The organism is Mycobacterium shunyiense (genome assembly GCF_058270035.1).
Window position 1 is genome coordinate 32421 of sequence record NZ_JBZDPT010000010.1, and the last position, 22148, is coordinate 54568.

The 22148-nt window shown below is 67.6% G+C and carries 15 protein-coding genes and 1 pseudogene; 8 read left to right on the forward strand and 8 right to left on the reverse strand.

All coding sequences use genetic code 11. From position 1 onward, the window contains the following. Positions 1 to 26 precede the first annotated feature (26 nt). Positions 27 to 1127 carry a calcium/proton exchanger gene (gene cax / locus AC4ELS_RS08500; RefSeq protein WP_498885635.1) on the forward strand — a complete coding sequence of 367 codons (1101 nt, stop codon included), beginning with the start codon at positions 27 to 29 and terminating at the stop codon, positions 1125 to 1127. 19 nt (positions 1128 to 1146) lie between these two features. Here the strand turns inward: cax and AC4ELS_RS08505 are convergent. The 4 genes and pseudogenes from AC4ELS_RS08505 to AC4ELS_RS08520 form a co-directional block, all read right to left on the reverse strand. Further along, positions 1147 to 1785, reverse strand: a pseudogene (locus AC4ELS_RS08505) (DUF2293 domain-containing protein); the annotation flags it as partial. Between the two features lie 56 nt (positions 1786 to 1841). Next, positions 1842 to 3476: a peptide chain release factor 3 gene (locus tag AC4ELS_RS08510; RefSeq protein WP_491837774.1), complete on the reverse strand. Its 1635-nt coding sequence runs from the start codon at positions 3474 to 3476 to the stop codon at positions 1842 to 1844. A gap of 95 nt (positions 3477 to 3571) precedes the next feature. Then, positions 3572 to 4078: a DUF302 domain-containing protein gene (locus tag AC4ELS_RS08515; RefSeq protein ID WP_498885633.1), complete on the reverse strand. Its 507-nt coding sequence runs from the start codon at positions 4076 to 4078 to the stop codon at positions 3572 to 3574. Next, positions 4071 to 5024 carry a nitrilase-related carbon-nitrogen hydrolase gene (locus AC4ELS_RS08520; protein WP_498885631.1) on the reverse strand — a complete coding sequence of 318 codons (954 nt, stop codon included), beginning with the start codon at positions 5022 to 5024 and terminating at the stop codon, positions 4071 to 4073. The genes AC4ELS_RS08515 and AC4ELS_RS08520 overlap by 8 nt, the downstream gene beginning before the upstream one ends. 84 nt (positions 5025 to 5108) lie before the next feature. On the opposite strand from AC4ELS_RS08520, the gene AC4ELS_RS08525 reads away from it, so the two are divergent. The 4 genes from AC4ELS_RS08525 to AC4ELS_RS08540 all read left to right on the forward strand — a co-directional run bounded on the left by AC4ELS_RS08525 (position 5109) and on the right by AC4ELS_RS08540 (position 8931). Then, complete coding sequence (locus AC4ELS_RS08525; protein ID WP_498885629.1) at positions 5109 to 5642, forward strand: LOG family protein; 534 nt, start codon at positions 5109 to 5111, stop codon at positions 5640 to 5642. Positions 5643 to 5767: 125 nt separating this feature from the next. Further along, entirely contained in the window at positions 5768 to 7024 is a 1257-nt protein-coding gene (locus AC4ELS_RS08530; RefSeq protein WP_064886363.1) for a L,D-transpeptidase, read from the forward strand. Positions 7025 to 7069: 45 nt separating this feature from the next. Further along, positions 7070 to 7564, forward strand: a complete 495-nt coding sequence (locus AC4ELS_RS08535) for a hypothetical protein (RefSeq protein WP_499046771.1) — start codon at positions 7070 to 7072, stop codon at positions 7562 to 7564. A 2-nt stretch (positions 7565 to 7566) separates the two neighbouring features. Further along, entirely contained in the window at positions 7567 to 8931 is a 1365-nt protein-coding gene (locus tag AC4ELS_RS08540) for a 9-bladed beta-propeller domain-containing protein (RefSeq protein WP_499046773.1), read from the forward strand. Positions 8932 to 8934: 3 nt separating this feature from the next. Here the strand turns inward: AC4ELS_RS08540 and AC4ELS_RS08545 are convergent, their stop codons facing one another. After that, a complete protein-coding gene (locus AC4ELS_RS08545; RefSeq protein ID WP_499046775.1) occupies positions 8935 to 9591 on the reverse strand; it encodes a TetR/AcrR family transcriptional regulator in 657 nt (218 codons plus the stop codon). A 305-nt stretch (positions 9592 to 9896) separates the two neighbouring features. On the opposite strand from AC4ELS_RS08545, the gene tnpB reads away from it, so the two are divergent. From tnpB to AC4ELS_RS08560, 3 genes are all read left to right on the forward strand, one after another. After that, positions 9897 to 11357, forward strand: coding sequence for an IS607 family element RNA-guided endonuclease TnpB (gene tnpB / locus AC4ELS_RS08550; RefSeq protein WP_499046777.1), 1461 nt, complete (start codon positions 9897 to 9899; stop codon positions 11355 to 11357). A gap of 131 nt (positions 11358 to 11488) precedes the next feature. Continuing rightward, complete coding sequence (locus AC4ELS_RS08555; protein WP_499046779.1) at positions 11489 to 13228, forward strand: alpha/beta fold hydrolase; 1740 nt, start codon at positions 11489 to 11491, stop codon at positions 13226 to 13228. A 74-nt stretch (positions 13229 to 13302) separates the two neighbouring features. Next, positions 13303 to 13722, forward strand: coding sequence for a hypothetical protein (locus AC4ELS_RS08560; protein ID WP_499046781.1), 420 nt, complete (start codon positions 13303 to 13305; stop codon positions 13720 to 13722). A 306-nt stretch (positions 13723 to 14028) separates the two neighbouring features. On the opposite strand, the gene recD is transcribed toward AC4ELS_RS08560, so the two are convergent. From recD to recC, 3 genes are read right to left on the reverse strand one after another with little or no spacing between them, the layout of a single operon-like run. Then, positions 14029 to 15690, reverse strand: coding sequence for an exodeoxyribonuclease V subunit alpha (gene recD / locus AC4ELS_RS08565; RefSeq protein ID WP_499046783.1), 1662 nt, complete (start codon positions 15688 to 15690; stop codon positions 14029 to 14031). Next, the gene (gene recB, locus AC4ELS_RS08570; protein WP_499046785.1) at positions 15690 to 18944 is read right to left on the reverse strand and encodes an exodeoxyribonuclease V subunit beta; all 3255 of its coding nucleotides are present in this window, start codon (positions 18942 to 18944) and stop codon (positions 15690 to 15692) included. The genes recD and recB overlap by 1 nt, the downstream gene beginning before the upstream one ends. Further along, complete coding sequence (gene recC, locus AC4ELS_RS08575; RefSeq protein WP_499046787.1) at positions 18941 to 22126, reverse strand: exodeoxyribonuclease V subunit gamma; 3186 nt, start codon at positions 22124 to 22126, stop codon at positions 18941 to 18943. Before recC ends, recB begins: the two co-directional genes overlap by 4 nt. Positions 22127 to 22148: the final 22 nt, after the last annotated feature.

A 22148-nucleotide genomic window follows, 5' to 3' on the forward strand; every position in this document is an offset into this window, starting at 1 on the left:
GCCGGTGAGCGGGTCGAGGTGACAAGATGACGCGCATGACGGCGGTCTTCATCCGATCCGACAAGCTGTTGATCTTCGGTGGCCTGGCCATCTGTGTGGTGGCCGGGCTGTCCCATTACGGTGGCTGGCCGCACCTGGTCGGTTTTGTCGTCAGTGCACTGGCCGTCACGGTATTGGCCTCGCTGGTCGGGCTGGCCGTCGACCAACTCGGTGACCGGTTCGGCCCCGGGGCGACCGGGGTGCTGCAGTCCGCGCTCGGCAATCTGCCGGAGTTGTTCATCTGCATCTTCGCGCTCAAGGCCGGACTGGTCGATGTGGTGCGGGCCGCGCTCGTCGGTTCCATCCTCGCCAACCTGCTGCTGGTATTGGGCCTGGCGTTCCTGGTCGGTGGACTGAAACACGGGCCGCAGAAGCTCGGCTCCGCCCAGGTCCGGACCATCCTCGTGCTGATGGTGCTGTCGGTGACGGCCATGGCGATTCCGTCGATCGCCCACGAGGTACACGCGCCGGCCTCCGAGCACGAAGTGTCTTTCTCGATGATCGTGTCGGTCGTCCTGCTGGTGCTGTTCGGATTGTCGCTGCCGTATTCGCTGAGCCGCGACAAGAACAAGACCAGCGCGGACAAGACCAGCGAGCCGGTGCCCCAGCCGCACAAAGAACAGCCGCGCTGGCCGGTCGGGTTGGCGATCGGCATGCTCGCCATCGCGGGCGGGTTGGCCGCGTTCGTCTCCGATTGGTTTGTCGCCGCGCTGGAACCTGCGATGGACTCGCTCCACATCTCGCAGGCATTCGCCGGTCTGGTGATCGTGGCGATCGCAGGCAATGCGGTGGAGAACGTCGTCGGTGTGCAACTCGCCGCCAAAAACCAGTCCGAGTACGCCTTCTCGATCATCCTCAACAGCCCGATTCAGATCGCCCTCGTGTTGGCGCCGGTGCTCGTGTTGGTGAGCCAGATCTTCGGGCTCGCCTCACTGACCCTGGTGTTCGGTCCGATGCTGATCGTCGCGCTGCTGGTCGCCGTCGTGCTGGCGGCGATCATCGCCTTCGACGGGGAGTCGACGTGGCTGGAAGGCGCGGCGCTGATCGCGTTGTACTGCATCATCGCCGCCTCGTTCTGGTGGGGCTGACGTTTAGTACCGCCGGCTGTCACCGCCAACTGTCGAGCACCGCGTCCACGGCGTCGTACACCCGATCCCGAGCTGTACGCCGGTCAACACCGGACATGAGCAGTTCGTCGTAGTCGGTGTCCTCATGACGTACGGACGCCGTGACTGCGAGGCGTACGGCATCGGGGTCGAGCGCACGCCCGGCAGCGCTGCGCCCGACCCGCCCACTGCCACGGACAGCCGCGTGGCGGGCGACGATGTCGGCGCGGCGGGCTGGACAGCGCGGAAACTGGTCGAGAATCGCCGCGGCGAAATCAGCCTGGAATCGCAAGTCTTCGTCGCTGCGCCGCACCCGGTCACGTTCCCGTCGGCGGGCGCGGACCTCGGCGTCGGACAGGCACTCTTGTTCAGCGAGTTCGATCGCCTCGGGTTCGGCTAAGATCCCTTGCCGCTCATAGTGTTTGCGCGATCTGCTCCAACGCACTACCACCGCGTGCAGGTCGCTTGCCTTCGTTGCTCGCCGCGTCAGCGCGGCATCACCGGCGGGAAGGAACTCAAGATGCCCGAGGTCGGCGCACACCAGGCAAACCGGGCCCGCGTCCTCCATGGACAGAATGTCGCCAGTTCCGCCGCATGAGGTGCAGGTCCAGTCTTTGAGCGCGATGACGACAACGAGATCCCGAGTCTTCGCCCCAGCCATATCAGGCGAGGGTAAACCTGACGGCCGGTCTCGCACTACCCCTCAGCGGCGACCAACGACCCCAGCTTGATGTCGGGGTTGTCGCGCTGGAAACCCTCCAGCCGCCAGGGCGTCGAGAACAGCACGAGCATGACCCCGTCGCTGCGGGTCAACACCTCGGCTGACACCTGACGGTTCACGAAGTCGGCGTCTTCGGGGGAGACAACTCGCGCGACCTGATAGGGCAGGTTCTCCAGTGCGATCGGCGCGCTGAGTTCGGTGGCCATCCGGTGGGCGGCCACCTCGAACTGCATCGGTCCGACTGCGGCGAACACCGGCGCCTGGTCGCCGCGCTTGTCCGAACGCAGGATCTGCACGACGCCTTCCTGCTCGAGCTGCTCGATGCCCTTGCGGAACTGCTTGTGCTTGCTCGGGTCGGTGCCGCGAGCGACCGCGAAGTGCTCGGGGGAGAAGCTCGGGATCGGCGGGTAGACCACCGGGATGTCGCGGTACAGGGTGTCGCCGGGGCGCAGCGCCGCGGCGTTGGCCAACCCGATCACATCGCCGGGCCAGGCGTCGTCGAGCGTCGAGCGCTGCTGGCCGAACACCGACTGCGCGTACTTGGTGACGAACGGCTTGCCGGTGGCGGCATGGGTGAGCACGTCGCCGCGTTCGAACGTCCCCGAGACCACCCGCGCATATGCGATGCGATCGCGGTGCGAGCTGTCCATGCCGGCCTGCACCTTGAACACGAACGCGCTGAACGGCGAATCGACCGCCCGCCGCACACCGTCGACATCGACCGACCCGCTGGGCGCCGGGGCCAACTCCACCAGCACGTCGAGCAACTGGTTCACGCCGAAGTTCAACGCGGCCGAGGTGAACAGCACCGGGGAGGACTCGCCGGAAAGGAACGTCTCCCGGTCGTAGTCGGAGCCGTCCATCGACAACAGCTCGGACTCTTCGACCGCGGTGTCCCAGTCATCGCCGGCCGCGGCGTGGGCGTCGGCGGCGGCGATGTGCTCCTCGGGGGCGGCGGTGGCGCCACCCGCGGTGCGGGTGAACCGGATGAACTTCTCCGCCCGACGGTCCATCACACCCTTGAAATCACCGGCGATGCCCACCGGCCAGGTCAGGGGAGTGGTGCGCAGCCCGATCCGCTCGTGGATCTCGTCCATCAACTCCAGCGCATGGCGGCCCGGGCGGTCCCACTTGTTGATCACCGTGATGATCGGGATGCCCCGGTGCTTACACACCTGGAACAGCTTCAGCGTCTGCGGCTCGAGGCCCTTCGCGGCGTCGATGAGCATCACCGCACAGTCCACGGCCGTGAGCACGCGGTAGGTGTCCTCGGAGAAGTCGGCGTGCCCGGGGGTGTCGAGCAGGTTGATGACGCAGTCGCGGTACGGGAACTGCAGCGCCGTCGAGGTGATCGAGATGCCGCGGGCTTTCTCCATGTCCATCCAGTCGGACACCGTGGAGCGTCGGCCCGCCTTGCCGTGGATCGCGCCGGCCTCGGTGATCACCCGGGCGTGCAGCGCCAGCGCCTCGGTGAGCGTGGACTTACCGGCGTCGGGGTGGCTGATGACCGCGAAGGTGCGGCGACGGGCGGCCTCGGCCGCGATCTTGGCAGCTTGGGCGGTGTTGGAGGGCGGGGTCGCCGGGGCGTCTTCGAGGGCTTTTTCGGTCATCTCGACTAGCGATGGTATGGGGGTTTGGGGGCAAACCCGTAATCGGGCGCGTTGATGGCTGCACCGTTCTGGGCCGTTCCCCGGGGGTCTGGGCGCTACAGGCTGTCGGCCGTCACCGTTCTCGCGAGGGCGGCCAGCTTGTCGTCGAGCACCGTCGCGGCGGCCAGCAGGTCCGGACTGTCGTCGATCACCATCAGTGAGGATGGCGCCACATAGGTCAGAGCGCTGCGTCCGTTTGCTTCCGACGTGAGCAGCAGCTCCACCGGGGCGAACAGGCCGGCGGTCAGATCGTGGCGCAGCATTGTGATCGCGATCCGAGGATTGCCGATCACCACCCGCAGCACCTGCCGGTCGATCCCCGCCTTGCTGATCCAGCCCCCGTGATTCCACGTCGCGAACAACATGAACCCGCTCGGGCCGACGAGCGACTGCACGGCCCGTTCGTAGGTTTCCCAGCTTTCGTGCCGCGCTGCGACGTCATCGATCGGCACCGGGGTGCTGCCGACGTCGGCGAGGAGAGCGGCGACGAGCGCGTCGAAACTCTTGGCGCTCTCGTAGCGCAACCGCACACCGTGAAAGGGGATCTCCTGCCGGTCAGACATGCTGATCACCAGCCGTCTCGACCCGTTCGTGCAGATGCGCGGTCGGGCTGCGGTCGATGACAAGACTGAGCAGTTCCGGGCGGCTGTAGTGCCCGCGGGCGTCCATCTTCGCTTTGCGTTGGTCGATCAGACTGAAGTCGAGGTCGGCGATCACGTCACCCTCGCCGGAACGCAGAGGCTCACCGAGCAATTCGCCGAGCGGCGACACGATCGCGGTGAATGATCCGCCGGAGATCGGGCCGATCGGCGCGCCGGTATCGGCCATGATCTGCGCCTGCTGATCGGCATCGAGCCACCCGGTGGCGTTGACCACGAAGCTGCCCGATTCGAGCGCGTGGTTGCGGATGCTGATTTCGGTCTGCTCGGCGAACAGCGGACCACCGAACGAGCCGGGGTACATGGCCGAATGAATCTGCTCACCGTCAGCGATCAACGCATAGCGAGCCAGCGGGTTGTAATGCTCCCAACAGGCCAACTGCCCGATGCGTCCGACGGCGCTGTCGACGGCCCGCAGGCCTGAACCGTCACCACGGCCCCAGACCATTCGCTCGTGATAGGTGGGCGCGATCTTGCGCCGGCGCTGCAGCAGCGTGCCGTCGGCATCGAAGAGCAACTGCGTGTTGTACAGCGTGCCACCGTCGCGCTCGTTGACGCCGATCGACACCACCACGGACGCTTCCGCGGCCGCATCGGCGATGGCATGGGTCGCCGCCGACGGGATCGTCACCGCCTGGTCGAGCAGCCGCAGCTGCTCGGCACCCATTTCGAACGGTCGTTGCAGGAACGAGAAGTACGGGTAGTACGGCAAGATCGTCTCGGGGAACGTGGCGAACTGCACCCCTCGGCGCCCGAGGTCAGCGATCTTGTCGACCACCTTCTGCACCGTGCCCTCCCGGCTGTAGAGCACGGGACTGATCTGCACGGCTGCGGCTGTCACGATGGTCATACCAAAGGCAGCACACGACGCCACCCGCTTATTCCTGAGTATTGTCAACTAGACCCAGGATCGAGATCGAAAGTCATCCACGACGTGAACATTTGTGTATTTCTGTCCGCCGCCGACCTCGATGAGCGCTACACCGAACCGGCGCGCACCTTCGCCGAACTGCTCGGCAAGGGCGGCCACACGCTGGTGTGGGGCGGGTCCGACAAGGGTTTGATGAAGGTCGTGGCCGACGGAGTGCAGGACGGCGGCGGCCGGTTGGTCGGAATCTCGGTCGAGTTCCTGCGCCAGCAGGCCAGGCCGGGCGCCGACGAGATGGTGATCACCGCGGATCTCTCCGAACGCAAGGCAATGCTGCTGGAGCGCTCCGACGCGCTGGTGGTGATGGCCGGTGGGCTCGGCACCCTCGACGAGGCCACCGAGATCCTGGAACTGCGCAAGCACCGCCGCCACGACAAGCCCGTGGTGCTGCTGAACACCGCCGGCTTCTACGACGGCCTGATGATCCAGTTGCGCCGGATGGAGCAGGACGGGTTCCTGCCCGTGCCGCTGGACGAGCTGGTGTTCGTCGCCGAGGAACCCGCCGCGGCGATGGAGTACCTCGAGCGTGGCGTCGGCTGACGCAACGACACCGTCACGACTCGCCCACGTCCCCTGGGCCTTGTGCTCGCGCTGAAGCGGGCCCGGCTACCATTGAGACACTGATCACGCCCTGATCAATCAGGCCCTCGCCGAACCACATTGGAGTGAAGTTGACGTCTGTTCGTCGTGCCTACCTGGCGGTCGCACTTGCTGTGTTGGCCGTGTCGGGTGGTGTCGTTGTTTCGGCCCTGCCGGACTGCGCCGAGCACTGCCAGACGTTGGCGGCCGCACCCCAAGGTGCGCCGCAGCCCTCACCCACCGAGCCGGCCCGGTTGACCATCGTCCCCAAGCCCGACGCCGAGGTCGACCCGCTGGCCCGGGTCATGGTCACCGCCGACACCGGCACCGTGGCGCGCGTGACGATGCTCAACGACGCCGGCAAGGAGATCCCCGGCGTCCTCACCCCCGACGCCAGGACGTGGAAGCCCACCACCACGCTCGGCTACGGCCGCACCTACACCCTCAAGGTCGACGCGCGCGGCCCCGGCGGCATGCCGACCCGTAAAACCACCACGTTCTCCACCGTGACCCCCGGCTACCAGGCCCGCGTCTACCTCAACGGCACCAACTACGCCCCATTGCAAGACGGTGCCACCTACGGCGTCGGCATGGTGATCGTCGCGCGCTTCGACGAACCGGTCACCGACAAGGCCACCGCCGAGAACCGGATGAAGGTCATCACCGAGCCCAAGGCCGTCGGCTCGTGGAACTGGATCGACGACCAGACCGCACACTGGCGTCCGGAGAAGTACTACGCCCCGGGCACCAAGGTCACCGTCGACGCCGGCATCTACGGCGCCAAGCTCGGCGACGACCTCTACGGCGCGCAGGACGAGAAGGTCTCCTTCACCATCGGCGCCTCGCACGTCACCGTCGCCGACGACACCGACAAGCAGGTTCGGGTCTATGACAACGGCAAGCTGGTGCGCACCATGCCGACCTCGATGGGCATGGGTGGCACCGAGACCATCGGTGGCACGACGATGAGCTTCTGGACCCCGCGCGGCATCTACACCGTCATGGACAAGGCCAACCCGGTGATCATGGACTCCTCGACCTACGGCCTGCCCGTCAATTCGCGGCTCGGCTACAAGACGACGATCCCGTGGGCCACCCGCATCAGCATCGACGGCATCTATCTGCACCAGCTCAACGCGACGGTATGGGCGCAGGGGAAAGAAAACACCAGCCACGGCTGCCTCAACCTCAACGGCGAGAACGCCGAGTGGTTCTACAACTTCTCGGTGCCCGGCGACATCGTCGAGATCCGCAACACCGGTGGCGACCCGCTCAAGGCGACCAACAACGGCGACTGGACGGTGCCGTGGGCCGAGTGGGTCAAGGGCAGCGCGCTGCACTGACTTTTGCCGCGAAACAGGCCCGCGGACGGCCCTTAGCATTGGACCGTGCGTCGTGCATTCGTGGTGCCGGCCTTCTGGGCAGCCATCGTCCTGGCGGGTGCGACGGCACCGACCGCCGCCGCCCTCCCGCCCGGCTTCCCTGATCTCGGCGCGTTCACCGCGGTCGATCCGGCGCCCTATGTCCAGCACGGACTCAAGGCCTCCAGGATCGGTTTCACCACGCCGACCCTGACGTGCACGTGGGACTACCGCCCAGACCACAACGACCACGTAGTCCCGGGGTGCAGCGGCACCATCGACGGCCTGCCCGCCGAGGCGCCGCAGAGCGAGATGGAAGGGTCGTGCGACGGCATCGGTTCGTCCTTCGGCCGCGGCCGCGGGGCCTGTCCGCCGCCGTCCGGATATCCGAGGCTGGCCCCCGGCCACAAGCTCACCGCCGTCAACACCACCTGCGCGGTGACCGATGACGGGGTCGCCTGCATCGACCCGATCGTCAACCACGGCTTCGTCGTGCAGCCGTCGGGCAGTTGGGTCTTCTAGCGATGCGCCGGGGCTGGGTCGTTGCGCTGGCTGCCGCCGTCGTGGTCGTGGTGGCGGTGACCGCGGCGGTGTGGTGGGTGCGACGGGCAGGGCCTGAGGAACCCGCGCCCACGCCGCAGCTGATCGGTTTCTCGCTGCAGAACCAGCCGGCGAAGGGCTGGCGGGTGAGTGCGGCGGACATCGGGCTGCCCGACGAGATTCCGGTCGGCAAGCCGTTCGGCAGCTCCGGCGATCGGGCCTACTTCCTTGCCGACTGCGATCTGTCCTGCGGGGACGGGTACCGCGGCTGGGTCTACGGCATCGATCTGCGCACCGGCACAAGGCTGTTCGACCCCATCCTGTTGGAGGGCCTGCACGTACGGTTCGACGGAAACTGTCATCTGAACGGCGAGCACACCGCGGTGTGCCTGACCGACGCGGACACCACCCACGGCCAACCGCGCCGGGTATGGGTACTCGACCTGGCGCGGGGGCAGGTCACCCACACCGGCGAAACCGACCTGCACATCCAGGGCTACGGCACCGAACCGGTCGCCGAAGCGATCGGAAACCCGCTGGGGCAGACCCGGCTGGTGGCCACCGTGCAGGGCACGGGTGTCTACGGAATCGGTGCCACGGGTGAGCGCACGTGGTTCGTCCCGGGCAGCGGACAGCTCGCTGTACCCGAGCTCTCCGCGGCCGACGACGCGCCGCTGACCCTCGCGACGCAGATCCCGACGCCGGAAGATCCGACCTACCGGGTGTTCTCGGTGATCGACGGCACCGAGCGAACCCCGACACCCCCGCCGGGCACGACGCTGCGACGGGCGGCCGTCTACCCCGGTGGATTCGCCTATCAATACGAAGCGCAAGACGTGGCCGGGGTGCTGTTCTACAACGCGTCCGGCGAACTGCTGGCCCAGCAGGAGCTCACGGGGTACAACCTGCTGGACGCCACCACCGTCCCGATCGTTCTCGACCGGTCGGTGGTCCGGGTGTACTCCCGCGACGGGCGACAGGTCATCGAGTTTCCCGGCGCCGCAGTCGATTACCGCAATGCCAGGTTCCGGGTGATCGACGGCGACCTGTATGTGCGGCAGGGCGAGGACGGCGGGGAGGACGAGACCTGGCAGCAGTGGAGTTTGGATTCCGGTAGACCCGGCAGCCGCTGCCAGGTCGATTTCACCCACTTTGTCGGGTCCGATGGCCGGATCGTCCTCAGTACGCTCTATTTCGGGTCGGGCGATGACATTGTCGCCACCGATTTGTCCACCTGCCAACATATGTGGCGGATGCCGGTACCCGGCGGGCGCGGCGTCGTGGAACAGGTCGGGACCGCGCTCATCGCAAGAACCCCGGCCGAACTTATCGAACTGCGGGCGAAGTGACGGTTATCCCGATCCGGCGGGGAACACCTGCTGTGGCGGCGGTGGTTTCTTCACGATCGCCGGCAGGACGAAGGTCTCGATGTAGCGTCGCGCCGTGTCGGGATCGGTGATGTCGGGCACGGTCTTCACCAGGAAGCCGAGGGCGGTCGCGATGATGAACTGTGCCAGGTCGTGTGGGTCCAGACCGGCGCGGAACTGATCGGCGTCCTCGGCGATCATGGCCTTGATGGTGGTCGTCACCAGATCGGTCAGTTCGGAATCGGTGGCGATCAACGAGGCGATCGTGCCCTCGGGGGTCTGGTCGGCGATCGTGTTGAGCAGGGGGTCCGACACCAACTCGGTCGCAACGATAACCAGACTCTCGACCAACAGATAGATGGGCCCGGCATCCTCGGGTATCCGGGGAATGATCGACGCCATGTGCCGCTGGGTGGTGCGCTGCACCATGGCGGCGATCAGCTCGTCGCGGTTGGTGAACTGGCGGTAGATCGCCGTGCGTGAGTATCCGGCCTCGTGGGCGATGACCTCCATCGTCGATGCCCGGTATCCGCGGGTGACGAAAAGGTGTTCGGCGGCGTCCATCAACACCTCGCGCGCCTGCTCGGCGGTATTGCCGCCGCCTACAGGTCGGCCCCGGGGGCGGCGTTCTGGTGCTGACAATCGACTGTCCTGGTCGGCGGCGTTTGGGGTTGGGGACGGTTGGCATTTCTGTGGGCGAATGTGAGCGGACCCTACTTCTGTTGATGGGTGCGCTTGCCCAAGTAGGCGGGCATGTTTCGATCCGCAGGTAGCCTACCGGCGGGGTGGCATGGCAATCGCCGATGCGGAACGTTGTCGATGTTCGATGTCGGAGCCGTATGCGACGGTGTGGTGGTGCACCATCATGATCTTAGGCCCCACCTCGTTGGCCGGGATGTGCTTGCGCACGAGATGAGCGCTCACTGCGGCGAAGTGGGTTGACAGTCGTGGCGAGGTTCGACGTTCCGGATGGTTCGACCGTGCAGGCGTATCGGTTTGCGTTGGCTCCCACACCGGGGCAAGCACGCAGGCTGGCGTCGCATGCCGGGGCGGCCCGGTTCGCCCACAATCACATGCTGGCGTTGGTCAAGGCGGTGATGGATCAGCGTGCCGCCGAACGCAGTTACGGCATCGCCGAGCAGGAGTTGACCCCGGCATTGGGTTGGACGCTGCCGGCGCTGCGCAAGATATGGAACCAGCGCAAGACCTGGTGTGCTCCGTGGTGGGCCGAGAACTCCAAGGAGGCCTACAACACCGGTCTCGACAGCCTGGCCCGCGGCTTGGACGCCTGGTCGACATCCCGCCGCGGACTACGCGCCGGGAAACCAATTGGGTTTGTCCGCTTCAAAACGGCACGGGCGCGACGCTCGGTACGGTTCACCACCGGCACGATCCGGGTCGAACCCGATCGCCACCACGTGACCCTGCCTCGGGTCGGCACGATCGGCACCCACGAATCGACCCGCAAACTGGCCCGCAGGATCGAGGCCGGTACGGCGCGGATCTTGTCGGCCACCGTCAATCAGGACAGTTGCGGGCGGTGGTACTGCTCATTTCAGACGGTGGTGACGGCTAAGGCCCGGCCCGCCCATGCGCGGCGTTCACGGCATCCGGTGGTGGGTGTGGATGTCGGGGTGAGAGCCGACGGTTTGTTGGTGGTGGCCACCCCCGATGGTGTTGAGGTCGCCCGGGTCGCGGCACCCAAATCCCTGACCGCGGCGCAGCGTCGGTTGCGGAGGCTGCAGCGCCGCGCCGCCCGCCAGATCGGTCCATACGACCCGACGAGCCGGTCGATGAGGCAGCCGTCGAAGCGGTGGCGGGCCACCCAGGCCCGGATCGGTGCGGCGCATGCACACGCGGCTGCGGTGCGCCGCGATGTGCTGCACAAGGCCACCACCACCCTGGCTCAACAACATCAAGTGGTCGTTGTCGAGACATTGAATACTGCCGGCATGCGCGCCAAAGGTGGGACCCGCAAACGGGGCCTGAATCGGGCGTTGGCTGATGCCGCCCTAGCGCACGTTCGGCGCATGTTGGATTACAAGTGTCGGTGGTATGGCAGTGAGTTGGTGGCTGCCGATCGGTTTTATCCGTCGTCGAAGACGTGTTCGGCGTGTGGGAGGCGAAAGTCAAACCTCACCCTGGCCGACCGGGTTTTCGAGTGTGACGGGTGCGGTGTGAGCATCGATCGTGATCTCAATGCCGCGATCAACCTCGCCCGACTCGGCGAACCCGCTCATGCGGGTGAACAGGGTTCTGCCGGGAGTGGCCCGGTGGCCGGACGTGGAGCCATGCGTGAGTCCGAACCCGCGCCAGCGGGTCAGGCAGCAGGCGATGAAGCGTCAACCCCGCACCACCAACCGGTGGATCAGACGGGGACCGCCTCGCCACAAGGCGAGGCTGCCTGATGTACGAGCACTCACATTCACTCACCAAAAGGCAACGGTTTCAGTATGCCGGACGCGGCCATTAAAGGAACGATTGCACTGATTTGTGTATTTTCCTGCGAAGGGTCGACGACGGCGGTTAGCGTGCCTGCGTGACCACACGGGGGCGGACACTTCATACAGTCGCGGTGATCGGATGGGGCGTGCTGCTGGTCGCCCTGTGGATGGGGCTTATCGCGGGAACGACCGTGACGGCCCACGCCGATCCCGGCCGGGAGAAGTCAACCACGCAGTCCGCCAATGACTCTGGACCGGCGAAGAAGCAGCGCGGCCCGGATTCCCCGCGCGGTCCGCGCACGGAGAAGCGCCCGAAACTCTCCGCGCCGAGGGTTGCGACGACACGTCCCGAGGCGCGCGGCCTGATCGATGACCTCACCGATCGCGCGCGCACCGCGCTGAGCGATCTTGCCGACCGGAAGCCGAACCTGCGGACTACACAATCGCTTCCACGCCCCAAAGCGACGACTCAGCGTGAGGTGGCGAAGCGCGCCGAGTCCGTTGCCGTCGGCACCGTCATGGCCGGCAAGGTGCCCGACATCGCCGACGCGGTCGAAGCCATCACCCGACCGGCCGATGCGAAGGCGCCGCCCGTCGAAGCCGTCGGCACAGTCGTCGACCGCGTCACGACCCAGAGCCGTGCCCTGCTCGCGGATATCGCCGATCGGGTCACGAACCCGGTTGCGGCCCAAGACCGCCAGATCGTCAAGCCCGTCGCCGCCATGGCCACCCCGGTCACCGCGTCGCGGCCCGCGCCGCCGCTGGTCAACATCGTCGGCTCGCTGGTGTTCAACGTGGTCGGCGCTGCGCTGCAGGTGTTCTCGGGCCCGCCGGTACTCCCGCCGGGCAGCAATGTCACCGTCCGCTCCTCGACGTTGGACATGCCGGGCACCAACCAGACCGTCTGCGCTGACTGGTACTTCCCCGAAGACCCGGAATCCGCCACCGGCGTCATCTACCTACAGCACGGATTCATGGCCACCGGCCCGATGTACAGCTACACCGCGGCCTACCTGGCGGAGGAAACCAACAGCATCGTCGTCGTGCCCACGCTCTCGTCAAACCTGTTCGACCCGAACGCAGAATGGATCGGCGGCGAACCGATGCAGCAGTCCGTGGCAGACCTGTTCGCCGATGACCGGCCCGAACTGACCGCGAGCGCCAGCGCCGCGGCCGGCCACCCTGTCACGCTGCCGTCCGAGTTCGTCCTGGTCGGCCACTCCCTGGGCGGAATGCTGGTCACCGGTGCCGCCGGACGCATGGTCGACAACGGCGCGGTCGACGACCTGGCCGGGGTGGTCCTGCTCGACGCCGTGGACACCCACGGCGACATGCCCGAGGCCCTGGATCGGCTGAAGGGCACCAATTACCGTCCGATGCTGCTCATTTCATCCGAGCGTTACGTATGGAATCTCGACGGCACCGTGGGTGACGAACTGCAGACCGCCCGGCCCGGAAAGTTCAACGGCGTGATGCTGGTCGGCGGGCGCCACATCGACGGACTGCAGGGCGCCAACCCGATCCTGCAATTCGCCGAGTACCTGATCGCCGGCTTCTCGCAGCCGCAGAATGTGGATGCGGTCAAGGTGATTTCGGCCGGCTGGATCAACGACATGTACGACGGCACCGACAACGGCGTTCACGGTGCGCCGCAGGAAAGCATCGAGATCCCCACCCCGTCGGGCACCGCCACCGCGGTGGTGCTGCCCTTCCCCTCGACCGAACCGGTGCAGGCGACGCCGTGGGACGGCGTGGCCAAGGTGATCCTCGACGTCCTGTTCCAATACGCGGTGTACCAACCGTTGGCCGGACAGTCGGTGCCGGTGGCAGTCTGACGGCACAAATCGCTGCCTGCCGCCCCACCGTTGCGCCTTTATCCTGGTGAGGACGCCAAACCCGGGGGGTTGCTGTGGAGGAGACACCGCCAGAGGAATACCCGCACGAGTGGGTCGACCGGTACGGACCCCAGATGTACGCGCCCCAGACCTACCTTCCGCCGCCCCCGCCCGGGGGTCAGCAATCCCAAGTCGTGCTGACCGTCCGGTGCTTCGCAGCGGTCATCGGCGGTTGCGCCGTCGCGTTCTGGGCGTTGGTCGTCTACGGAGTGCTGAGTTCGGCCTTCGACACGAACCCGGCCACTGATCCGCACGGCTACGGCATCGTTTTCGGCGTTCTGCTTGCGGTGCCCGTGAGCCTCTTCTGGGCACTGGTTTTGCCGTTCGCGGCACCCAGACGCTGGTGGGGACGCGCGTTCGCAATCTCGTTGCTAGGCCTGGTGGCCCTCAACCTGCTGGCGTTCTGGGCGCTGAGCGTGTCGGGTGCGGGGTAGCGTCGCCACCGAATTCGCTGAGGTGCGCTGAACAAGGCATATACCAAGCTCAGCTATACATTTTGCCGCGAAATCGTTAACCAAATTGGTGCATCATCTGTATGTGATTCAGCCCACGGGCGATGTACATTGTGATCGCTGTCATAGGAAAGGGCGTTCCATGTTTGGAGCATTTGTTGGTGTACTTCTGCTGGTGCTCGGCATCGGTTGCGTCGCCGGCGTCGTAGTGGCAGTGGCCATGGGTCTTCCCACCCTGGCACTCGTGATCGGTCTCATTTCCGGCGCATTTTTCGCCGGGCGTGCCGTTTAGAGCTTCAGCCGCTTTCGCAGGCCGGTCGCACGGACTGCCTGCCGGGCGATAGCCGCGCGGATCTCCGCTTCGGAACCCACCACCCGCACTCGCGTCTTGGCCCGGGTTACGGCGGTATAGAACAACTCCCTGGTCAACAGCCGGGAGTCCTCCGGCGGTAGCAGCACGGTCACCTCGTCGGCCTGGCTGCCCTGGGACTTGTGGATCGTCATGGCGTGCATGGTCTCCACCTCGGTGAGCCGGCCGGTGGCGAATGAGGCTGACCCGCCGACGGTCCCACCGACCACGGCGCGCAGCCCGTCCGGGGTGGCCACGGTGACACCGGTGTCGCCGTTGTAGAGCTTGAGCCCATAATCGTTGGCCGTCACCAGGATTGGGCGCCCCACGTACCACGACGCCCAGGTGGGTTCTCCGGTCGCCTCGGCCAGCCACCGCTGCACCTGGCGGTTCCAATGCGTGACACCGAACGGGCCGTGCCGGTGCGCGCACAACAGCCGATGCTCGTCGAGAATCTCCAGTGCCGCACCGTCGTCCCCGAGGATCGCCGCCTGGCGCAGGGCAAGTGCATGTGGCACAAGCACTTCCCGCAGCCGTTCACGCGTGTCCGCGGACACCCACTCGACGTGCTCGCCGCCGGCCGCCAGCACCTCGACGGCGCCGGAGGCGTCACCGGCCCGGATTGCTGTGGCCAGCGCACCGATCGACTCACCGAACCGGTGCGAGGTTTGCAGCGCCGCGACCCCACGCGATCCCAGCCCGTCGACCAGATCGGCCAACACCGCCCCGGCTTCCACCGAGGCGAGCTGATCGGGGTCACCGACCAGCAGCAGCCGGGTTTGCGGCCGGACCGCCTCCAACAACCGGGCCATCATGGTCAGCGACACCATCGACGTCTCGTCGACGACGATCACGTCGTGCGGCAACCGATTTGCCCGGTGATGGCGGAACCGTGACGACGTGTCCGGGCGCGACCCCAACAGCCGGTGCAGCGTGGTGGCCTGCAGGCCCGAAATCCGCTCGCGGTCCACTGCATCGAGCCGGTTCACCTCGAGCTGGACCGCCTCCTGCAACCGGGCCGCGGCCTTACCGGTGGGCGCGGCCAGCGCGATCCGCAGCGACGGCCGGCCGGCCAGCGCGGCCTGTTCGGCCAACAGCGCCAACAACCGCGCCACCGTGGTCGTCTTGCCGGTACCCGGCCCGCCTGTGAGCACCGTCAGTCCCTGCGACAACGCTACTTTCGCCGCGGCCCGCTGCTCCTCGAAACCCGGTGGGAACAACCGCGCCACGTCGGGCGCCAGGCCACCCGGCTTGGTGGCGACCAGGCCCAGCACGTCGTCGCACACCTGCTGCTCCTCCAACCAGTACCGGTCGAGATACAGCAGATCCCCGAACAATCGCAGCACCGGGGGAGCACCCAGCAGCGGGCTGTCCGTCACGGCCGCAAGCCACTCGTCGACCGGTGGCCACGGTAGATCGGGCAGCTGGGTCTGCTCGGCCACCGAACGCAGGTCCACGCACACCGAGCCGCCGCGCAGCGCCCGGACCGCCAGGGCCAGAGCGAGTTCGACCCGCGGATCGGTTTCCTCCGCCAGCGTGCTCAACCGTCGGGCCACCTGCACATCGGCGGGTTCCAGGATCTCGGCGAACGCGTCCAACATCACCGGGCTCCCTCGTCCAGTAGCTCCGACATCGCGATGACCAACTTGGCGGGCGGTTCCCAGCTGAACACCCCGGCCGGGTGCCCGTCGACCACGGGCGTCTGCGCCCCGCACATCCCGCGCACGAACAGATACAGCACCCCACCCAGATGTGTGGCCGGGTCGTAGCCGGGTAGTCGCCACCTCAGGAACCGGTGCAGCACAACGCTGTACAGCAACGCCTGCAACGGATAGTCCGAGTGCAGCATGGCCTCGACCATCCGATCCCGCCCGTAATCGGCGGCAGTGAGTGGCGCGTCACCGGTGCCCAGCCAGTTGGTCTTGTAGTCGACGATCACGAAACGCTGACCGATCCGCAGCACCACATCCACCGAACCGGACAGGTAGCCGCGCAACGGCTGACGGCCCAGCAGCCCGGTCGACAACCGCTCGGCATAGACGGCCAGGGGATCGTCGGCAGGCAGATGCTCGTCGAGCAGGGCCCCGATTTCGGCCAACCGCGCGAACTCGCCGCCGCGCAGATCGCCACCGGCCATCGGGAACTCGAAGTCCAACTCGCACAACCGGTCCGCCAACCCGATCTGGCGCAGCGTCATCCCCGGCGCCAACGGTCCCAGCGGGGTGTCATGCATCGGCAGCAGGGCGGCGGCCAGCTCGTCGGCGTCCACCTCGACCGGCCAGCGGGCCGCGTGCCGTCGCACCTCGGTGTGCAGCTCGCCTGTCAGATCCACCGCCAGCGGGTCGGCGGTCTCCAACACCGCGTGCACGAGCGAGCCGAACGCGGCTCCCGTCGGCAGTGCGGCCATGGGCGAGGGCACGTCGGCGCCCTGGGCGGGGGCCACGACGGTGATATCGGTCGACTCGTCGTCGAGCTCGACAACCTCGGGCTCACTGGACACCCCGGCGTGTTCGCCATCCTCGGCCGCCCGCAGCAACCCCGAATACGACGTCCGCCGCCACGCCGTGTCGATGGAGCGGTGAAAATGCCGCGCCGCCAGATCATCTGGTATCGCATGGACCGGTACCGGAATGATCGCGCCGATCACCGACTCCTCCAACACCGGACCACCCGCGGCCTCCCAGGCCCGCAGCCGGGCCAGTGCATCGTCATCGGAGACCCTGGCCGGTGCGCACCGGTCGGGCACCGCGGCCTGCCCGGGGGCGCGCCCGCGCAGCAGCCGCGACAGGCCACCGTTCGGCTCGTCATTCGACGGTGCCCACCAGGCCACCACCTGCGACTGGGCCCGCGTCATCGCCACATAGGTCAGCCGGCTGTCGTCAGCAGCGGCCTCGGCCCGGCCCGCGCGGGTCACCGCCGGGTCGGGACCGCCGATCTGCAGACAACGCACCCCCTCGTCATGGAACAGGATCAGATCCGGTTCCGGTACATACCGATTGAATGCGAACGGCAGGTACACGATCGGGAACTGCAGGCCCTTGCTCACCCACACCGTCATGATCTGCACCGCGGCCGCGTCACTGTCCAGGCGGCGGTTGCGCTCGGAGGCGCCGCCGCCCTCGCCGCGTTGGGTCCGCAGCCAGTCCCGCAGCGCGGCCAGCCCGAAGCCCTCGCGGTGGGCGGTGTCGCCGAGCAACTGGGTCATGTGGGCCAGGTCGGTCATCAGCCGTTCCCCGCCCTGCCAGGACAGCACCCGCCTGCCCATGCCCGCCAGCTGCGCGGCCTCGAAGATCGCCGCGACGCCCCGCTCGCGGGCATGGCCGGCCCAGGTGCGCAGCGTGTCGGCGACCCGGTCGGTCAACGCATCACCGCCCGCGGCAAGGGTTTCCGCGGTCTCTCCGAAGAACATCGTGGCGGCCGCGGCCCGCACCAGCCCGGGTCGGTGCGGCTGATCGAATGCCTCCAGCAGATACAGCCAGTCCTCGGCTGCCTCGGAGTTGAACACGTCCGAATCGCCGGTGTAGACCGCGGGGATACCGGCGTCGAGCAGTGCGGTGTGGCAGGCGCGGGCGTCCTTGTGGGTCTCGACGATCACCGCGATGTCGCCCGCCTGCAGCGGCCTGTCGCAGAAGGTGGCATCGCTGTTCAGCAACGTGCCGATGTCGGCGGCCAGATCCCTACCGATGTGGCGGCGCAGGTCGGCGATCGGAATCACCTTGGTACCCGTGCGGTTCCGCGTCACCACCCGAAGCCGGAAGGGATCGTTGTACGGCGCCCCGGCCAGCCGGTGCCCCTGATGGTGTGCCTGTACGTCATGCACCACGATGTCCGGCCCGCCGAGTTCGGCACCGCGCAGCACTGCCTGTAGCCGGTCGACCAGCACGCTGTCGCTGCGCCAGTTGGTGCCCAGCGTCTGCTTGTCGCCCGCAGTCGCCGCGGCCCGCAGATAGGTGTCGATGTCGCCGCCGCGGAACGCGTAGATCGCCTGCTTGGGGTCACCGATCAAGATCAGGGTGGACCGCCCGGAGAACGCCCGCTCGATCACCTGCCACTGCACCGGGTCGGTGTCCTGGAACTCGTCGACCATCACGATCGGCCAGCGCTGGGCCATCCGCACCCTGGCTGCGGAGTTCTCTGCGGTCAACGCCCCGGCCAACCGGGTCAGCAGATCGTCGTAACCCAGCACGCCGCGCCGGCGCTTACGAATCTCCAACTCCGCCAGCACCGCCCGCGCGAACGCCACCCGAATGCCCGCCGGGGACTCCGGTTCGGGATCCAGCGGGCGCAGTTCGGTCGCCGGATTGGCCACCACCACCCGGGCCAGCCGCAGCGCCTCGGCATACCCGAGTTCCGGGGTATCCCGCTGAGCGCCGAAGTGGGCGAGATACAGATCGTCGGTGATCTCGCACACCAGCTCGTCAAGACTCTCGACCAGGGTCACGCCCGAATCGCTGTCCCCGGCCACACCGAGGGATTTCAGGACGATCTGGCAGAACTGGTGCGTGGTCGCGATGGTGGCGGCATCGAAACCCGCCAGCGCGTCGCGCAGCCGCTGCCCGCGGGCCTGTTGGTCCTCGGCGACCAGATACTGCAGCAGATCGTTGTCGGCGCGTGACGGATCCTCCAACGCTGCCAGGGCGTCGACGATCTGGGCCCGCACCCGCTCCCGCAACTCCTGACTGGCCGCCCGGCCGAAGGTGATGAGCAGCATCTGATCCAGCGTGGCCGCACCCTCGGCTACCAGGCGGGTCACCAGCCCGGCCAGCGCGAAGGTCTTTCCGGTTCCCGCGCTGGCCTCCAGCACCGTGGTGCTGTTGGTTTGCGGCAGCGGGCCGAGCAGATCGAAGACGTTCACCGGGTGGACCTCTCGGCCTGCAGGAGCGGCAGCCACAACCGCTCGGAGTACTCGCCCAGCCCCACCAGGCGGCTCAACGGCGCACTCCGGCCCCAGGCGCGCACATGAGCGGGTGCCTCATCCTCACCGGGGAATTTGCCGCTGCGCCAGCGGAACCCGGCCTCACGCTCCGGGTCGTCCCCGGCGTGGCGTGCGGCCGCCCACGCATAGGAAGTCTTGATGGGCAGGGGTAGGGGCTCCCGGCGGCCCGCGTCATAGATGGCAACCAGATCGGCCAGCAGCTCGACCGGATTGTCCGGACGGCCCAACCCTTCGATGCGCGGGGTGTCGCCGCGCCGCGGCCGCCCGATGCACACGGCCGACCAGTCCCGGTCGGGATGCCCGGCGGCCAACGCCAGCAACGGAATCCAGGACTGCAGCAGATGCTTGCCGTCGAGCTTGGAATACGTCACCGACACCAGCCTCTCGCCGAACACCGGCGAGACCGTACCGGTGATCCGGCGCCCGGTGCCCAGGTCGATGTCGACGTCATAGGCCTGCGGGTCGGCGTCGCGGTACCGCAGGGCATCGGTGGCCAGCAGAGCACACCGATCACGCAGTGCGATCGCGCGGCGCCAGCCCAGCTGACCGGGCGGCAGGGTGCCGCGCCGCCACTCGGCCTGCTGGGCATCGGCCGGGGTCATGCCACCCATGATGTCGCCGAGCATGCGATCGCCGACGGTCCATTCCTCCAGGGCGTCGATGTCCACCGGCATCACATCCGACACCCCGTCCACATCCCAGGGCAGGGTGTACTCCAGGGCCCGGAAGAAGCCCTTCACCGGATCCTTGAAGAACGTGACGAGATCTTCCAGCGCGACATCCTCGGTGGGCCGCGGGGGCAGTTGGTGGGCGAAGAATGCCGGCCGGTCGGCCCGCTGTCCCGCGCTGGCCTGCGCGGCGGTGAGCGCGGTGGGGTCGAAGGTGAACGGCCCGTCGGGCAGCAGTGCGCCGGGGGTGACATTGCGAATGTCGAAGGGCTGCAACGGATGAGTGGTCACCACCTCCACGGGCTGCTCGGCGGTCACCCTGAGCGTGTCGAGCAACTCGGCCAGCGGCACCGCAGGAGGCCGGGCCTGACCGGAGTATTCGTTGGCGCCGGTATAGGTGACCACGAGCGTCTCCGTGGCCGCCCCGATCGCGTCGAGCAGTAGCTGGCGGTCCTCCGAGCGGATGTCGCGCTCACCCGTGCGCGGGTCGCGGGCCAGCACGTCGTCCCCGTCGACCGCACCCAGGCGCGGAAACACCCCGTCGTCCAATCCGACCAGGCACACCACGCGGTGTGGCACCGAGCGCATCGGCACCATGGTGCACACGGTCAGGGTGCCGGTGCGGAAGTTGGCCCGCGTCGGCCGTCCGGCCAGATGGCGATCCAGCAGCGCACGAACATCACTGAGCCGCATCGGTGTCTCGCCCGCACCGGCGGCCTCGCCGATCTCGGCGAACTCACGCTGCACCTGGGCCGCGGGCCACTCCTCGTCGGAGTACGCCAGCTCCTCGATCCCGGTTCCCAGCGCCGACAACCACTCGTCGAGGGGGCGGACCCCGCTGAGATCACGGACAGCTTTACTGAGTTTGTCGACAAAATCGGCGAACCGGCCCGCCAGCTCGACCCGGTTGCTGCTGACGTCGTCGAGCGGCAGCGTGGTGCCCAGCCAGGCGCGCGAATCGTCGGACATCGCCACCCCGGCCAGCACCCGGTCGATTCCGAAACGCCAGGTGTTGTGCAGGAACTCGACACCGTAGGGGCTGCGGTGCTCCTGATCGAAACCCCACCGGATGTTGGCCTCACGCACCCAGGCGGTGATGGCCTCCAGATCGTCGTCGGTGAATCCGAACCGGGCGCGCACCGGCGGTGACTCGGCCAGGTTCAGCACCTCGCTCGCGGTGGCCCGCCCACCGGCCAGGGTCAGCACGGAGGCCGCCACCGACAGCAGCGGATTCGTCTGCACCAGAGCGCGATCGGCCAACCGCACCCGCAGCTTGTGTGCCGGATGCGCGCCGCGCACCACATCGCCCAGCCCGAACCCGGCCGTGATCAACGGTGCATAGGTCTCGATGTCGGGGCACATCACCAGGATGTCGCGCGGCTCCAGCGTCGGGTCGTCGGCGAGCAGACCTAGCAGCACCTCACGCAGCACTTCGATCTGCCGGGCGGGGCCGTGACAGCTGTGCACCTGAATCGAGTGGTCCTTCAGCCGCGGCATCCGCCCGGCCGGCCGGACCGCGTTGGCGGCGATATCGGATTGCAGCCAACCCAACACGGTATCGGGATACCCTGTGCCCCTGAGATATTCGTCGGTGTCCGGGATCGGCAGCCCACGCTGCAGTTCCCGCAGGTCGCGGCCGAGGGTGGCCAGCAGCGGGTGGCCCACATCGCGGTGGCTGGTGTCCTCGCGGCGGGGGAGCGGGCCGGTGTGTGCGGCCAGTGACCGCCACAGGTCATCGCTGGGATGCGGCAGCCACAGGTGCAGGTCATGATGGGTGGCCAGCGCGGTGAGCAACTCGATCTCGGTGACCGGTAGCCGGGTGTGCCCGAACAGGGACAGTCGCTCGGGCAGTTCACTGGGCGATTCGGTGAGCTGGGCAAGGGTTTTCGCGTGCCGGATGTGCGGCGGGTCGGCGTCGATCCGCTCGACGAGCGCCTCCCACAACGGTTTCTGCCACGACAGGTCGTCGGGCAATTCCGCCCAATCGACCAGCAGTTGCGGACGTTGCCGCGCATACGAGGCGAACAGCCCGGCCAACCGTCGGGCCACCGCATAGCGTCGGCCCTGACGCAGCTCGTACTCGTCGCCGGTCTCGAAGTGACCGAGGTGCGTGGCCACCGGCTCACACCACGGCTGATCCAGATTGTCGTCGATGACCGCCAGCAGCGGCCAGGCCATCGCGTCGGCCGACCACGGATCGTCCTCGGCCGTTCCCGTCAGCTCGGCGATCAGCGAACGCGGGTTGCGGAACTCGACCGCCGCGCATATCCCCAGCCGGTTCGACAGCCGCTGACTCAGCCAGCGCTCCACGCCCTTCGCCGGGACCAGCACCAGCTCCTGGGCGAACGGGTCAGTCGGGGGGTGCGACAGCAGATCTGCCAGCCCGTCGGCGAGCAGATCGGTGCGCTCGGCCCGGTGCAGATGCAGTCCCATCGAAAGACACGATAGGAGACCC